Here is a 14460-nt window from a genome sequence, read left to right on the forward strand (position 1 = left end):
CAAAAATAACTAATATCTATACATTATTAACGGTTAGTCGCTCTAACTAACGTTAAAGTTTTACAAAACTTTTAATTGATTATCATAAATTAAGAAAAAATATCACTTTCAATAAGCATAGGAATCACTAATCCTACAACAATTGCAGAAAGAACCATCATCCAATCACGTCTTGAAAACCTGAAAATTGTTTGTGTAAAGAATCCTAGAAAGAGGACAACAAAAACAATAATGACTTGTGCGATTTCTATCCCTAAAGCAAATTCTATAAGAGGCATTAATTTGTCTTCAGATTTACCCATAAACATTTTAAACTCTCTTGCAAAACCAAGGCCATGAATAATTCCAAAAAACAATGTCGATAAAAATAAGACACCTATTTTTTGCTCCTTCCCCTTTTTGCTAGCAGTGAATATATTGTAAAGTGCTACTATAAGTATGGTAACTGGAATTAAAAACTCCACTAAAACGCCATTAATAGTCACAATATCATAAGCCGCTAAAACAAGTGAAAGTGTATGACCTAAAGTAAAGGTAGAAACTAAAATTAGAACACGTTTCCAGTCTTTGAAAACATAAGGAACTGTAAGTACCATTAAGAAAAGTACATGGTCATAACCGTTAATATCTAATACATGATTAATGCCATATTGAACATTAAACCAAAAATTATCTAACATAACATACTGATTTGAGTTAATCAAAATTAATAAATTAATATTTAACTCAATACAACCAACTAAATACGCCCTAAAAATGGTTTACAATTTCTTCTTGTATCTTAACTTTCCTATCTCTATTCCTATAGCTGTTTTTGCTAATATTGTAAATACAAAAGCACCCAAAGCCCAAATACCTAAAGTGACACCAATTTCTATTCCTGTAGGTGTGTATTCAGCTATTTTACCATAAGGTCCTGGAATAAAACCTGGAACAATCAAACCGAAACCTTTTTCAATCCAAATAGCAACAAATAAAATAGTACAAGCAAAGAATAGTACTTTAAAATTATTTCTGAGCTTATGAAATGTAAGCAGTACTGTAGCTAAAACATTGAGCGATATAGATGTCCAAATCCAAGGTAATAAAGCTGTTTTTCCATCTAAACCAAAGAATAAATAATAGGCGCTTTCACTGTGATGCGTTGGTGCATAAAACTCCTTAAATAGCTCAGAGACCAACATGATTAAATTTATTTGAGCAGCAACAGTCACTACCATTGCAATTTTTTTAAGTGTTTTATCTTCAATCTTAAACGCAGTATACGTTCTAATAATAGCTAACACAATTATTATTAATGCTGGACCTGCAGCAAAAGCCGAGGCCAAAAATCGAGGTCCTAAAAGTGCATTATTCCAAAAAGGCCTTGCTTGTAAACCTTGATATAAAAAGGCTGTTACTAAGTGAATCCCAACAGCCCAGAACACAGATAACAATGCTCCTGGAATGTATATTTTTGGGTTTGGAGTTTTGCCTTGATAACGTTTAAATAGAATATAGAATGGAATACTAATGTTTAAAAATAGATATCCGTTTAATACGAGAACATCCCAAGTTAACATTGAATTAGGAAAGTTAAAAACACCAATCCCTGGAATCATATGCCATAAAACTGAAGGTCCACCCATGTCGGCAATTACAAATGCTAAACACATTATAAGTGCCGCAACTGCTAAACCTTCACCTATCAAAACTGCTTGTTTAAAATCTATATCCTTTAATACATAAGTTGGCATTACCAACATTACCGCTGCAGCTGCAACACCAACTAAAAAAGTAAAATTGGATATATAAAGTCCCCAACTTACCCTGTCGGTCATACCTGTAACACTTAATCCTTCTTCTAATTGAATTGAATAACAATACATCCCTACTAACATCACAAAGGTTAGTATAGCCATCCAGATATGGTACTTTTTAGAGCCATGAGTAATGGTATCTAAACTATCTTTAACTAAGCTTCCAAAAACTTTAATTCGTTTCATTTAAATTGTATTGCATTTTTAATCCATAAAGTACCAGAACTTAGGCTCTGTTCCTAAATCTTCTTTCAACCTAAATACTTTTTTATTTTCTAAAACCCATCGAATAGTACTATTAGGGTCTAATAAATTTCCGAAAATACGCGCTCCTGTTGGGCATGCCTCTACACAAGCTGGGTTTTTTCCTGCTCTTGAGCGTTGTACACAAAATGTACATTTCTCCATTACTCCTTTTTTACGTAAACGATTCCCTAGGTAATGCTGATTTTTATTTACATCCTCTTCCGGCACTTCTGGTTTGCTCCAATTAAAACGTCTTCCATCATAAGGGCATGCAGCCATACAATAACGACATCCTACACACCAATCGTAATCAATAACAACTAAACCATCATCTTCTCTCCATGTCGCTTGAACGGGACACACATCTACACAAGGAGGGTTATCGCAATGAAAACACTGAGTTCCCATATAAAAATGACCTTCTGCAGGTACTTCATGGTAATAGTTATCATCTGCTTCATTAAAATTGAATCCTTTACCATCTTTCATTTCGTGAATACGAATGTATTCCATTTGTGAGCTTCTATCTTGATTGTTTTCTTCAACGCAAGCACTCACACAGTCCATATAACCTTGGCACTTAGAAATATTAAAAGCATAGCCAAATAACACATCCTCTTCAGCATTTTTTGAAGACATATTTATGGTTTTTCCTGTACGTAATTGATAGGAGCGCACTAATCGTTCTACAGTCCCGCTTTTCTCCTTATCGGTCATTAATTTATAATTCCCTTTAAACTGTTCTTCCCAATCTATTTGCGCCTTTTCTTTAGTTTCATCACCAGAAACTATGCTACAGGATGTACTTACAGCTCCAGCTCCAATTACTAAACTAGCTGTTAATTTTTTAAAAGCAGTACGACGATCCATTTTTACATCAAATACTTGATCAAACCCATCTTTAGTTCTCTCTTCCCCAATTAAGGCAAGTACTGCATCATCGAACTCAGCATCACTTAAATGATTGCTGTTAGATGAACCACATTCTCCCGAACTTTTACCACAGCCACAAGTTCCTGAAGACACTTTCTCTTTTCTATTGAGATTTAATGAAAACCATTTTTTATTATTACTCATACCTTAAATATATTATTGCCGTACTAATATTACTCTCTTTCTTTCAGCTTTTGAGTGTTAAATCTTGCTGGCCATTTAGACTTAAAATGTGGATCATGTGGGTTATGACAGTTTACACATGTAAACGAAGCTCTAGGTGGTGCCCAACCAGCTATTCGTTTTCCGTGTGCACCACCTTTCCAATCATCAAATTGCTTGGTATGGCACTGACTACATAATCTATAACTGTTATTAAAATCTATGCTTTTCCCTGTTAAGCTTTTTAAATCATCCATATTATTAGGGTTATGGCATGTAATACAATTCATTATATCTTCATTAGCATGCACTAATGTTATGTCCCAATGAGCTTTTTTACTATCGCTATTTTTTTGCATTTCTTGCAGTGGTTTTGAGTGACATTCAATACAAGCAAATGATTTAATTTGACTTTTACGCTCTGGAATTAAAAATGTATGTGACCCTTCGGTAATTTCTATTGTATGAATTTCTTCAAGAAATTTTTCTGAAGAAATTGTAGTTCCATGATAATTTTTACTTTCTGCTTCAATTTTATCAGTAATACTATGGTATTCATTTTCTCCATGCTTACAAGACATCATTGTAAGCATTAGAGTAAAAAAAATGATATATAAGTTTTTAATCTTCATTATTAGCTCTTTTAAACACTCCAATATCTGTAACTTCTTTATTGTTTAATACATGACATTGTCTACAATTAATTCTTTCGGGATGCGATACTCTAATTTCTTTAGGTGCACTAGGTCCTGCGTGACAAGACAAACAATTTTCTCGCATTTGTATTTGATGCGGAATAATTGGCGGGCTTCCTTGTAAGGCATTATTTGTTCCTACTTTTGGAATTGATATTTTACTAAAATTAGTTTCCTTAAATAGCGTTTGTGTATTTTGCTCTACATGGCACTGTTTACAGTTTACCATTTCTGGATGTGGCGTAACTGGTGCATATGCATTAAATTTTTCTGTAAACCCTCCATTTTGATGGCATTGCAAACATGTATTTCCTCCCATAGTACGTTCATCTTTTACTGGGTGTGGAATACTAGGTGGCGCTCCATGAAAAGCCCTGTTATTATAATACGTTTGTAAAGTTCTTTGATGATTTTCATCTATAGGCATATTTGCATAGTCTAAAGCAAATTCTGATCTTTCAAACACTCCTGTTTCTGAAGGAATTAATGTTATATGACTTTCACTATTCACAGGAACATAGGCTTCTTCTAGTCCAACTTTGTAGCTATAATTCCAAACAGCTATAAAAGCTATAAATAATAGTATAAAAAAAGATATTACAGCTAACCTCTTCATAGTCTAAGCTTTTTGAATATTAACAGCGCACTTTTTGTAATCTGGCTCTTTAGATATTGGACAAAAAGAGTCTAAAGTAATATCGTTGATTAGCATATTCTCATCAAAAAATGGCACAAAAACCTGCATTGGCTCTGGGACACCTCGTTCATTTACTGAAGCTGGTAAAACAATTTCACCTCTTCTTGTGGTAAGTTTAACTTTATCACCTGTTCTAATTTGCAAACGTTTTGCGTCACCAGGATTTAATTCTACATAGGCATGAGGCATTGCTTTGTGAAGTACAGGAATTCTTCTTGTCATTGATCCCGTATGCCAATGCTCTACTACACGTCCTGTATTTAACCAGTATGGGTATTCATTATCAGGCTCTTCAGCAGCTGGTTCGTAAGGTCGTTGCCAAATGACAGCTTTCCCATCTGGTTTTCCATAAAAATGAAAATCTTCCCCATTACTACAGGCTGGATCGTATTTTGCGTTAAATCGCCATTTAGTTTCTTTCCCATCTACGTAAGGCCACATTGCTCCTGGTTGTGTTTTTAAAACCTCTAGAGGCGCCATGTTGTGCTTTTTGTTGTCATGGTGCTTTCTATATTCAGTATATATTTCTTCAATATGGGATTCTTCTTTATAGTAAAACTGTTTTTCATAGCCCATACGTTTTGCCACTTCAATCAACTGCCATGTATCGCTCATAGCCTCTCCTGGTGGGTTAACCATTTGCTCAAAATGCTGAGTTCTACGCTCAGAGTTTCCAAAAATTCCTTCACGCTCTATCCACATTGCAGAAGGTAAAATAACATCTGCTATATCTGTTGTAGGTGTGGGATAAATATCAGAAACAACTATAAAACGCCCTTCTTTTTTTGCACCATCTCTATACCGTTTTAGCTTTGGCATCGTTACCATAGGATTGGTGACTTGAATCCACATGAAGCGTATATCTCCTCTGTCTAATGCTCTAAACATTTCAACCGTATGATAGGTTGGTTTTGGGTCTATGTTTTCAACTGGAACATCCCAAATTTTTGCAGCAAATTCACGATGTTCTTTGTTCATAACCACTCCATGAGGTAACTTATGTGTTAAAGTACCCACTTCTCTTACTGTACCACACGCACTTGGTTGGCCAGTTAAAGAAAATGGGCTATTTCCTGGTGTTGATATTTTACCTGTTAATAGGTGAATGTTATAAACCAAGTTATTAATCCATGTTCCTCGAGAATGTTGATTCATTCCCATACACCAAAGAGACATCACTTTTTTATTAGGATCTCCATAATATGATGCCATATACTTAATATCTTTTGCAGAAACTCCCGATATTTTTTCCACTTTTTCAGGCGAGTAATCTTCTAAGAATTCTTTGTATTGCTCAAAGCTTATCTTTTCTGGTTTGTCAGTAAATTTATAGTTATCTTCCAAACCATAGCCCATATTGGTTAATCCTTTACTAAAGTTACAGTGTTTTTCTACAAACGATTTGTTTACCCATCCGTTTTTAATAATCTCATAACAAATTGCATTTGCTACTGCTAAATCTGTTTGGGGTTTAAACATAATAGATTTATCTGCCGCCATACTTGTTCTTGTAGTTCTTGTAGCAAAATCTATTATTTTAACACCTCTTTTTAATCGTTGATCTAATAATCTAGAAAACAATACTGGGTGCATTTCTGCCATATTATTTCCCCATAATACAAACACATCAGCATGATCAATATCTTCATAGCATCCCATTGGTTCATCAATTCCAAAAGAAGTTAAAAACCCTGTAACAGCACTTGCCATACATAAACGCGCATTGGCTTCAACATTATTTGTTCCTATACAGCCTTTAAATAACTTTGACGCTGCATAACCATCTGGAATCGTCCACTGTCCTGAACCATAAATAGATACCGAATCTTTACCATAATCTTTTATAGTCTCTTTCATTTTTGAAGCAATTAAATCTAATGCTTCATCCATAGATGTTTCTACGTAGCGCCCATTCTTTTTAATTAACGGTTTTGTTAATCTATCATTTCCATAAAGAGCCATGACTGAATGATATCCTTTTACACAGCATAATCCTTTATTTACTGGCGATTTAGGATCTCCCTTTACAGCAACTGCTTTTCCATTCTCAACACCAACTAAAACACCACACCCTACTCCACAAAATCTACATGGTGCTTTTTTCCAATCTAGGTTTCCTCCTTTGGGTAAGTTCTTTTCTTGTTCTTCGGCAAATAATATTCCTGGAAACATGGTTGCTGCTGCTGTCATTGCAGACAATACTGCCATCTTTTTAATAAAGCTTCGTCTATTGGTTAAAGAGGTGTACATAGTTAATTATTTTTTGGTGTATCAAATCCTGAAACCATAGCAAGTAACTTTAATGCCTTGATAGCTTCAATTTGTTCTTTTACTATTTCTTCTTCTGATTTTGTTTCGGTATCAGTAACCACTATAAGCAAATCTTTGTTTTGAGCAGGAATAACTTCGCAAGCATTAATAGCTGAAAGTGCTTTTATCAACTCTTCCTTTTTACCTTCATGTGGATGCGCTAAATAACTCTTTATTGGCATAAAATTTTTATTTAAAAAAACAAAACTCATTGAATTTAACAAATTAATATATGACTAATGTCATGTTTTTAGTTATTTACATTCAATCTAAATAGAAATTAATTTAATCATGATTAAGAAGTAAAAAATATCGTTATATTTGCCAGTATATAGCGATATTATGATTTCAATAGAGCAAGCCATTTCAATAGTTAAAAATCATACAAAGTCTTTAAATTATATAGAAGAAAGGCCTTTAAGTGATTGTTTAGGGTTAGTATTAGCAAAAGATGTTATTTCTTCTATAAACATGCCACCTTTTAGACAATCTGCGATGGACGGTTATGCTGTTAACATACATGATTCTAACCAATACAAAATAATCGATGAAGTAAAGGCTGGCGATGGACATCAGCCAACATTACTTCCTGGAGAAACTGTGCGAATTTTTACTGGTGCTCCAGTACCTGATACTGCCAATGCCATTATTATTCAAGAGCATGTTTCAGTTGAGAAACAAATTCTTATAGCCAATAAACCATTGGCCTTAAGCGCCAACATTAGGCCTTTAGGAGAGCAAACTAAAAAAGGAGATATAGCCTTACAAAAAGGCACTAAATTAACACCAGCTGGAATTGGTTTTTTAACATCGCTTGGTATCACTGAGGTGATAATTAATAAACCCCTTTCCATTGCTTTAGTAGTTACAGGAAATGAGTTGGCAAAATCTGGAGAACCTCTTCAATATGGCCAAATCTATGAAAGCAATGCTATTATGTTGTCATCTGCTTTAAGGAGTTTAGGTTATATGAATGTGGAGATTACGACTGTAGGAGATGATTATCAAAGCACTTACAATGTATTGCAAAATGTCGTATCTAATAATGATATGGTTTTGGTGTCTGGAGGAATTTCTGTTGGTGATTATGATTTTGTGGGGAAGGCTTTACTAGACATTGGTGTTGAGCAACTCTTTTACAAAGTGAAGCAAAAACCTGGAAAACCTTTGTTTTTTGGAAAAAAAGACAATGCTTTTGTGTTTGCACTTCCAGGAAATCCAGCTTCAGCCTTAAGTTGCTTCTATGTGTATGTAGCTATTGCTTTGCAAAGACTATCTGGGAATGAAAACTTTGAAACTTTAAAAATTAAAGCTAAGTCCACATCAAGTTTTAATAAAAGAGGAGATAGAGCTCAATTTTTAAAAGCTATATATAATAATGGCAAAGTAGCGATTCTCGAAGGACAAAACTCTTCTATGATTCACACTTTTGCCTTAGCCAATGCATTAGTATATATCCCAGAAAATATTCATGAAATTAACATTGATGTTACTGTTGATGTCATTCTACTTCCAATAAACTAATTACTATGAAGTACAAAATAAAAAGCCGCATTTGGATAGAAGCCGATGATAATATATTACTCGGAGAAGGACGTGTAACACTGCTTAAAGCCATTGAAGAAACTGGATCATTATCAAAAGCTGCTAAATCATTAAAAATGTCTTATAAAAAGGCATGGTCTTTAATCGATGCTTTAAATTCTAGAGCTCAAAAACCTGTTATTACAACTAGCATTGGAGGCAAAGGTGGCGGAGGAGCAAAATTAACCACATATGGAAAAAGTTTAGTTATTGCTTTTGACACTATTAATGAAAACTGCTGGGAATTTTTAGATCAAGAAATGAAAAAATTATTATATCATGATTTTTGATATTGAGCACATATGGTTATTTCTTCTCATATTACCAATAGTAGCCTTTTTATATGCTAGCGTTGGTCATGGTGGTGCAAGTGGCTATTTAGCATTAATGGCGCTATTTTCTTTCGCTCCAGAAACCATGAAACCAACTGCTTTATTGTTAAATGTATTTGTAGCTGGCATTGCATTTTATCATTACTATAAAGCGGGTTATTTTAATAGAAAATTATTTCTGGCATTTGCTATAACATCAATACCAATGGCATTTATTGGAGGTGTAATAGAAGTAGATGCCTCTATTTATAAAAAAATATTAGGGGTTCTTCTAATTTTTGCCATTTTAAAAATGCTTAATGTTTTTGGAAAAGAAAGTAATTCCATTAAGAAAGTTGACGTTTGGAAAGGATTAATTATTGGTGGTATTATTGGGTTTTTCTCTGGACTCATAGGTATTGGTGGAGGCATCATTTTAACTCCAATAATTTTGCTGTTGCATTGGGGGAAAATGAAAGAAGCAGCTGCGGTATCAGCGTTATTTATTTGGGTAAACTCCGCTTCAGCCTTGATAGGTCAAATAAGCAGTGGTGTCCATATAGCTTCAGACTCATTTATTTTAGCAGGAATTGCATTAGCAGGAGGTTTTCTAGGAAGCTATTATGGAAGCAAAAAGTTTAATAATGGTTTATTGAGGTACCTGCTAGCTTTTGTATTAATTATCGCATCTATTAAATTAATTTTTGTGTAGATGATTAGTAAAAACAATATAACAGGCATCATTTTATCAGGAGGAAAAAGTTCAAGAATGGGAACTGACAAAGCCACATTATTGCTAAAGGAAAAAACCTTTATTCAATACATAATTGAGGCAATGAAGCCCTTGGTTAAGAATATAATTATAGTTAGTGACAATCCTAATCATGATGAATTTAAAATAGAAAGAATTGAAGATGCCATTAAAGATGCAGGTCCTTTAGCTGGGATTTATTCAGGATTACAGTATTCAAAAACAGATTATAATCTTGTAGTTAGTTGTGATGTGCCATTAATTACTAGTGAAGTGTTTAGGCTATTAATTAAGAATTATGAAAAAAATTATGACGTAATTCAGTTAATGAGCCATCAAAAAACAATGCCTTTAACTGCCATTTATAAGAAAACATGTGAGCAGCTCATTAAAGATTTGTTAGATAAAAGCGAAAGGAGAGTACGGTTTGCTGTTTCTCAGCTTAAAACAAAAACAATAACACTTGATGACAATTTAGCTTCAGCTATAATAAACATTAATACTAAAGAAGAATTTGATGCAATTACAAATTAAATATTTTGGTCTTACAGCAGAAATCACTAACTGTAACAAAGAAACCATTGAGTTTTCAAAAACATTAGTATCAGAACTTTTAGAAGAACTTTATGTTAAATATCCTTCGTTAAAACAGAAAGATTTTAAAGTAGCACAAAACCATGAAATTGTTTCTAATAGCAGTGAAATTACAAATCCAGAAATAGCTTTATTGCCGCCATTTTCAGGTGGCTAAGCCCATAATGGGCATTTGGCAAATAAAAATTAACACTTGTTTGTCATAAATATTTAAATGAAAAAGTGGGAAGAGATTGCTTCTTTCTCAGTAAACATGAGCAGATATAACAGACATATCATTTTATCAGATGTTGGTCCAGAAGGACAAAACAAAATATCAAATGCTAAAGTATTAGTTATTGGTGCTGGAGGTTTGGGTTGTCCAATATTACAATACTTAGCGGCGGCAGGAGTTGGGACTCTTGGTATAATTGACTTTGATATCGTTGAAGTATCTAATTTACAACGACAAATATTGTTTGGAACATCCTCTTTAGGAACCAATAAAGCTTTAGCGGCGAAAGAACGTCTAGAGGATCTAAACCCAACTATAGTTATCAAAACCTACAAAGAGGCTTTAATACCGCAAAATGCTTTAGAGTTATTTAAAAATTACGATATCATTGTGGATGGGACTGATAATTTTGAAACACGCTACCTAATTAATGATGCTGCAATAATAACCAATAAGCCTGTAGTTTATGGTGCTATTTATAAGTTTGAAGGCCAAGTGTCAGTTTTTAATTATAACAATGGCCCAAGTTATAGGTGTTTGTTCCCTATAGCTCCTAAAAAAGGATCTGTTGCCAATTGTTCTGAAGTTGGAGTTCTTGGTGTGTTGCCAGGAATTATTGGCACTATGCAAGCCAATGAAGCACTCAAAATAATTTTGGGATTTGATGGTGTATTGTCTGGACAATTATTCTGTTATAACTCAAAAACTAGCGAAACTTACACTTTAAAAATTAAAAAATTAGATTCTGAAATTGAGAACGTTTTGTCTAGAAAAGAGCATTTTAAAACACAAGTATTCAACTTTAACTGTAGCTCAAAAAATCTGTCATTAAATGATTTGCATGAGTTTGAAAATATTCAGTTTATAGACGTTAGAGAGCTTCATGAAGAACCAAAAATCAAATTAGATAATTGTATTCAGATTCCTTTAAACCAACTAAATAATAACCTTGATAAAATTTCAACAACTAAAACAATCATCTTTTTCTGTCAAGCAGGAATTAGAAGTAGGACAGCTGTTGAATTTCTTGAAAAACACAATATAACTAATTGCTTTAGTCTTGAAGAAGGTGCTGCGGCAATTATTGAACAACTAAAAATAAAAGCATGACAAAAGAAAGGAAACCAAAAAATGTATTTAAAGAAGGTGCTATTTCCTCTGAATTTATAGCCGAATCAATTGCAAAACATCAAAGTAAAACATCTATTGGTGCCCATAATATCTTTTTGGGGCAAGTAAGAGCAGATGATATAGATGGTAAAACGGTGTCTGCTATTGAATATACTGCTTACGAAGATATGGCAAATGCAAAATTTCATGAGATACGAGAAGCCACGTTTTCTAAATTTAATTTAACCTGTATGCATATTTATCATAGTTTAGGTACGGTTAAAAGTGGAGAAATTTGCTTATTTGTTTTTGTATCATCCCCAAGAAGAAAAGAAGTTTTTAAAGCTTTGGAATATGTAGTTGAAGAAATTAAGGCAAAAGTACCTGTTTATGGTAAAGAAATTTTTGAAGATAGTACACATCAATGGAAAGTAAATTCATAACGTTTAATCGTGGATTTGTTTATTCGTTTATTCGAATCAACAGTTCAACAAATCAACAAATCAACAATGGTTGACATTACACATAAATCAAACACGCTCCGTGAAGCTACTGCGCAAGCTATAGTTAAAGTGAGCAAAGAAGACACTATTGATGCTATTAACAACAATACAGTGCCTAAGGGAAATGTATTTGCTATGAGTAAAGCGGCTGGTTTATTGGGAGTTAAAAAAACACCTGAGCTACTTCCTGATTGTCATCCTTTACCAATTGAATACACTGCGATTGACTATGACATAAACGGACTGGAAATCACCATCACTTGCACTATTAAAACCATCTATAAAACAGGTGTTGAGGTAGAGGCGATGCATGGTGCAAGCATTGTGGCTTTAAATATGTACGACATGCTTAAGCCTATAGATAAAGGCGTGGAAATTCATCATATTAAATTGTTAAAGAAAAAAGGAGGGAAGTCCAGTTTTAAAAACCGCTTTAGAGACCAATTAAATGCCGCAGTTATTGTGTGTTCTGATACTATTTCTGCTGGACAAAAAGAAGACAAAGCTGGTAAAGCAATTATTAAAAAGCTAGAAGAAAGTAATGTTGCAATTTCAGAATATCTTGTGATTCCTGATGAAAAAGAAGTCATTCAAGAGAAAACAAAAAACTATGTATCGCAAGGCATAGATATTGTTATTTTTACTGGAGGCACAGGTCTCTCAAAACGCGATGTGACACCTGAAGCATTAGAGCCACTCATTGAAAGAACTATCCCAGGAATTGAAGAAGCCATTAGAAGTTATGGCCAAAACCGAACGCCATATTCAATGCTATCAAGAAGTGTGGCGGGAACGATAGAAAAAACATTAGTTTTGGCATTACCTGGCTCAACTAATGGCGCAAAAGAATCAATGGACGCTATATTTCCATCAGTGCTTCATGTATTCGGAATTTTAAAAGGAGCAAGACACGACTAATGACAAACTCAAACAACATATTAACCGATTCATTTGGACGAGAACATACGTATTTACGTATTTCACTAACCGAATTATGCAACTTGCGATGTACCTATTGCATGCCAGCTGAAGGGATTCAATTATCACCAAGGTCACACATCATGAATTTTGATGAGGTTTATTCAATTGCCAAAACATTTGTTGACCATGGTGTGACTAAAATAAGACTAACTGGTGGGGAGCCATTAGTAAGGCGTGATGTAGATGTTATTCTTAAAAAATTAGCATCACTCCCAGTAGAACTTTCTATGACTACCAATGCTGTAATTGTAGATCGTTATATAGACTTACTGAAGGAATGTAATATTATGAATCTTAACGTGAGTTTAGACTCTTTAGATGCTGTAAAATTCAAGGAGATTACACGTAGGAACGACTTTGAAAAGGTCATAAAAAATATGCACTTATTAATACAAGAAGGCTTTAATGTAAAGTTAAATGCTGTATTAATTAAAGACTTTAACGACAATGAAATTATAGATTTTATCAACCTCAGTAAAGATCTACCAATTTCAGTTCGTTTTATAGAATTTATGCCTTTTGATGGTAATAAATGGGACAAAGGGAAAATGGTGTCGTATGTAGAAGTCATGGAAAAAGTAAATTCATCTTTTGATGTTTCCAAAGTAATTCGTTTACAAGATGCACCTAACGATACGTCTAAAAATTATAAAATCGAAGGCTACAAAGGGTCGTTTGCTATTATTAGTTCGGTAACCAATCCGTTTTGCGATTCTTGTAATCGTATTAGATTAACTGCTAACGGTCGTTTAAAAAATTGTTTGTTTTCGGCAGGAGAATCGGATTTATTAACACCACTTCGCGAAGGGAAAGACATTACTCCAATGATTCAAAAAGCTGTGCACTCAAAACTTAAAATTCGTGGTGGTATGGATACTATGGAGAAACTAGAAGCACCTGATTTACACGGTAAAAACAGAAGTATGATTACTATTGGTGGTTAAAGCTTTTTGAGTCTTTTATAATCTTCATCAGTATCAACATCAAAGACATTGGTATCAATTTGTGTTGTTATTACTGAGTTTGTATACTTTTCGAGTATTGATTTAGCACCTTTATCTCCATCAATACTAGACAGCTCAAGTAAATACGATTTATCAAATAACGCAGGTACCCCTAGTTTTCCATTTTGATATTTTGTTGCTATAATTTGGTTCTTATCAGTTTCAAATAAGTCTATCATTACTTTTAAATAAGTAGCTTCTATTAATGGTTGGTCTGCTAATGTTACAAGTACACTATCTACATCATAGTTTTTTTTAATGTGACGTATTCCAAACGCTATAGAATTTCCCAAGCCTTTTTCCCATTCTATATTGTGAATAATTTCTATTGGGTATGATGCAATTTTTGGTGCGATTTTATCTTCATTAGCTCCAAGAACAACTATGGCTTTAAAAGTGTTTAAGTGCAGTACTTTAGTTATAACATCTTCAATTAGTGTAGCTTCTTTCCATGGTAATAATTGCTTTGGAGCTCCCATTCTGGAAGAACTTCCTGCAGCCATTATTAAAGTAATTATGTTTTTTGGTTTGCTCAGCATACTATACTTCTCGATACAAAATTACTT

General features: G+C 33.6%; 17 protein-coding genes. 9 read left to right on the plus strand and 8 right to left on the minus strand.

What is annotated here, in order from left to right:
• Positions 1-89: 89 nt before the first annotated feature.
• The 7 genes from ABGB03_RS13480 to ABGB03_RS13510 all read right to left on the minus strand — a co-directional run bounded on the left by ABGB03_RS13480 (position 90) and on the right by ABGB03_RS13510 (position 7024).
• Positions 90-680, minus strand: a complete 591-nt coding sequence (locus ABGB03_RS13480) for a HupE/UreJ family protein (RefSeq protein ID WP_347923096.1) — start codon at positions 678-680, stop codon at positions 90-92.
• Between the two features lie 81 nt (positions 681-761).
• Positions 762-1985, minus strand: coding sequence for a sulfate reduction electron transfer complex DsrMKJOP subunit DsrP (dsrP, locus tag ABGB03_RS13485; RefSeq protein WP_347923097.1), 1224 nt, complete (start codon positions 1983-1985; stop codon positions 762-764).
• An 18-nt stretch (positions 1986-2003) separates the two neighbouring features.
• A complete protein-coding gene (locus tag ABGB03_RS13490) occupies positions 2004-3122 on the minus strand; it encodes a 4Fe-4S dicluster domain-containing protein (RefSeq protein WP_347923098.1) in 1119 nt (372 codons plus the stop codon).
• 29 nt (positions 3123-3151) lie between these two features.
• Positions 3152-3772, minus strand: coding sequence for a cytochrome c3 family protein (locus tag ABGB03_RS13495; protein WP_347923099.1), 621 nt, complete (start codon positions 3770-3772; stop codon positions 3152-3154).
• Positions 3762-4451: a nitrate reductase cytochrome c-type subunit gene (locus tag ABGB03_RS13500; protein ID WP_347923100.1), complete on the minus strand. Its 690-nt coding sequence runs from the start codon at positions 4449-4451 to the stop codon at positions 3762-3764. The genes ABGB03_RS13495 and ABGB03_RS13500 overlap by 11 nt, the downstream gene beginning before the upstream one ends.
• Positions 4452-4454: 3 nt before the next feature.
• Positions 4455-6782: a molybdopterin-dependent oxidoreductase gene (locus ABGB03_RS13505; RefSeq protein ID WP_347923101.1), complete on the minus strand. Its 2328-nt coding sequence runs from the start codon at positions 6780-6782 to the stop codon at positions 4455-4457.
• 2 nt (positions 6783-6784) lie between these two features.
• Positions 6785-7024 carry a hypothetical protein gene (locus ABGB03_RS13510; RefSeq protein ID WP_347923102.1) on the minus strand — a complete coding sequence of 80 codons (240 nt, stop codon included), beginning with the start codon at positions 7022-7024 and terminating at the stop codon, positions 6785-6787.
• 160 nt (positions 7025-7184) lie between these two features.
• On the opposite strand from ABGB03_RS13510, the gene glp reads away from it, so the two are divergent.
• The 9 genes from glp to moaA are packed head-to-tail and all read left to right on the plus strand — an operon-like array spanning position 7185 to position 13834.
• Complete coding sequence (gene glp / locus ABGB03_RS13515) at positions 7185-8366, plus strand: gephyrin-like molybdotransferase Glp (protein WP_347923103.1); 1182 nt, start codon at positions 7185-7187, stop codon at positions 8364-8366.
• Positions 8367-8371: 5 nt separating this feature from the next.
• The gene (locus tag ABGB03_RS13520) at positions 8372-8716 is read left to right on the plus strand and encodes a LysR family transcriptional regulator (protein ID WP_347923104.1); all 345 of its coding nucleotides are present in this window, start codon (positions 8372-8374) and stop codon (positions 8714-8716) included.
• Positions 8706-9449 (plus strand): sulfite exporter TauE/SafE family protein, encoded by a 744-nt coding sequence (locus tag ABGB03_RS13525; RefSeq protein WP_347923105.1) that lies wholly within the window; start codon positions 8706-8708, stop codon positions 9447-9449. The genes ABGB03_RS13520 and ABGB03_RS13525 overlap by 11 nt, the downstream gene beginning before the upstream one ends.
• On the plus strand, positions 9450-10022 hold the full coding sequence (locus tag ABGB03_RS13530) for a molybdenum cofactor guanylyltransferase (protein ID WP_347923106.1): 573 nt from the start codon (positions 9450-9452) through the stop codon (positions 10020-10022). It abuts the gene before it with no gap.
• Positions 10006-10239: a MoaD/ThiS family protein gene (locus ABGB03_RS13535; RefSeq protein WP_347923107.1), complete on the plus strand. Its 234-nt coding sequence runs from the start codon at positions 10006-10008 to the stop codon at positions 10237-10239. Before ABGB03_RS13530 ends, ABGB03_RS13535 begins: the two co-directional genes overlap by 17 nt.
• A gap of 57 nt (positions 10240-10296) precedes the next feature.
• On the plus strand, positions 10297-11406 hold the full coding sequence (locus tag ABGB03_RS13540) for a HesA/MoeB/ThiF family protein (protein WP_347923108.1): 1110 nt from the start codon (positions 10297-10299) through the stop codon (positions 11404-11406).
• Positions 11403-11849: a molybdenum cofactor biosynthesis protein MoaE gene (locus tag ABGB03_RS13545; protein ID WP_347923109.1), complete on the plus strand. Its 447-nt coding sequence runs from the start codon at positions 11403-11405 to the stop codon at positions 11847-11849. The genes ABGB03_RS13540 and ABGB03_RS13545 overlap by 4 nt, the downstream gene beginning before the upstream one ends.
• 9 nt (positions 11850-11858) lie before the next feature.
• Positions 11859-12827, plus strand: a complete 969-nt coding sequence (gene moaCB, locus ABGB03_RS13550) for a bifunctional molybdenum cofactor biosynthesis protein MoaC/MoaB (RefSeq protein ID WP_347923110.1) — start codon at positions 11859-11861, stop codon at positions 12825-12827.
• Complete coding sequence (gene moaA / locus ABGB03_RS13555) at positions 12827-13834, plus strand: GTP 3',8-cyclase MoaA (protein WP_347923111.1); 1008 nt, start codon at positions 12827-12829, stop codon at positions 13832-13834. The genes moaCB and moaA overlap by 1 nt, the downstream gene beginning before the upstream one ends.
• On the opposite strand, the gene ABGB03_RS13560 is transcribed toward moaA, so the two are convergent.
• The gene (locus ABGB03_RS13560; RefSeq protein ID WP_347923112.1) at positions 13831-14433 is read right to left on the minus strand and encodes a nucleotidyltransferase family protein; all 603 of its coding nucleotides are present in this window, start codon (positions 14431-14433) and stop codon (positions 13831-13833) included. The genes moaA and ABGB03_RS13560 overlap by 4 nt on opposite strands.
• Between the last annotated feature and the right edge of the window lie 27 nt (positions 14434-14460).

This window comes from Pontimicrobium sp. SW4 (assembly GCF_039954625.1).
GTDB lineage: Bacteria > Bacteroidota > Bacteroidia > Flavobacteriales > Flavobacteriaceae > Pontimicrobium.

What these genes read in the sequence shown, in the direction of transcription:
- ABGB03_RS13510 (WP_347923102.1), bottom strand. Translation starts at nt 7,024, where the DNA reads ATGCCAATAAAGAGTTATTTAGCGCATCCACATGAAGGTAAAAAGGAA.
- ABGB03_RS13520 (WP_347923104.1), top strand. Translation starts at nt 8,372, where the DNA reads ATGAAGTACAAAATAAAAAGCCGCATTTGGATAGAAGCCGATGATAAT.
- ABGB03_RS13505 (WP_347923101.1), bottom strand. Translation starts at nt 6,782, where the DNA reads ATGTACACCTCTTTAACCAATAGACGAAGCTTTATTAAAAAGATGGCA.
- moaA (WP_347923111.1), top strand. Translation starts at nt 12,827, where the DNA reads ATGACAAACTCAAACAACATATTAACCGATTCATTTGGACGAGAACAT.
- ABGB03_RS13540 (WP_347923108.1), top strand. Translation starts at nt 10,297, where the DNA reads ATGAAAAAGTGGGAAGAGATTGCTTCTTTCTCAGTAAACATGAGCAGA.
- ABGB03_RS13530 (WP_347923106.1), top strand. Translation starts at nt 9,450, where the DNA reads ATGATTAGTAAAAACAATATAACAGGCATCATTTTATCAGGAGGAAAA.
- ABGB03_RS13495 (WP_347923099.1), bottom strand. Translation starts at nt 3,772, where the DNA reads ATGAAGATTAAAAACTTATATATCATTTTTTTTACTCTAATGCTTACA.
- ABGB03_RS13545 (WP_347923109.1), top strand. Translation starts at nt 11,403, where the DNA reads ATGACAAAAGAAAGGAAACCAAAAAATGTATTTAAAGAAGGTGCTATT.
- ABGB03_RS13500 (WP_347923100.1), bottom strand. Translation starts at nt 4,451, where the DNA reads ATGAAGAGGTTAGCTGTAATATCTTTTTTTATACTATTATTTATAGCT.
- ABGB03_RS13525 (WP_347923105.1), top strand. Translation starts at nt 8,706, where the DNA reads ATGATTTTTGATATTGAGCACATATGGTTATTTCTTCTCATATTACCA.
- dsrP (WP_347923097.1), bottom strand. Translation starts at nt 1,985, where the DNA reads ATGAAACGAATTAAAGTTTTTGGAAGCTTAGTTAAAGATAGTTTAGAT.
- glp (WP_347923103.1), top strand. Translation starts at nt 7,185, where the DNA reads ATGATTTCAATAGAGCAAGCCATTTCAATAGTTAAAAATCATACAAAG.
- ABGB03_RS13490 (WP_347923098.1), bottom strand. Translation starts at nt 3,122, where the DNA reads ATGAGTAATAATAAAAAATGGTTTTCATTAAATCTCAATAGAAAAGAG.
- ABGB03_RS13560 (WP_347923112.1), bottom strand. Translation starts at nt 14,433, where the DNA reads ATGCTGAGCAAACCAAAAAACATAATTACTTTAATAATGGCTGCAGGA.
- ABGB03_RS13480 (WP_347923096.1), bottom strand. Translation starts at nt 680, where the DNA reads ATGTTAGATAATTTTTGGTTTAATGTTCAATATGGCATTAATCATGTA.
- ABGB03_RS13535 (WP_347923107.1), top strand. Translation starts at nt 10,006, where the DNA reads ATGCAATTACAAATTAAATATTTTGGTCTTACAGCAGAAATCACTAAC.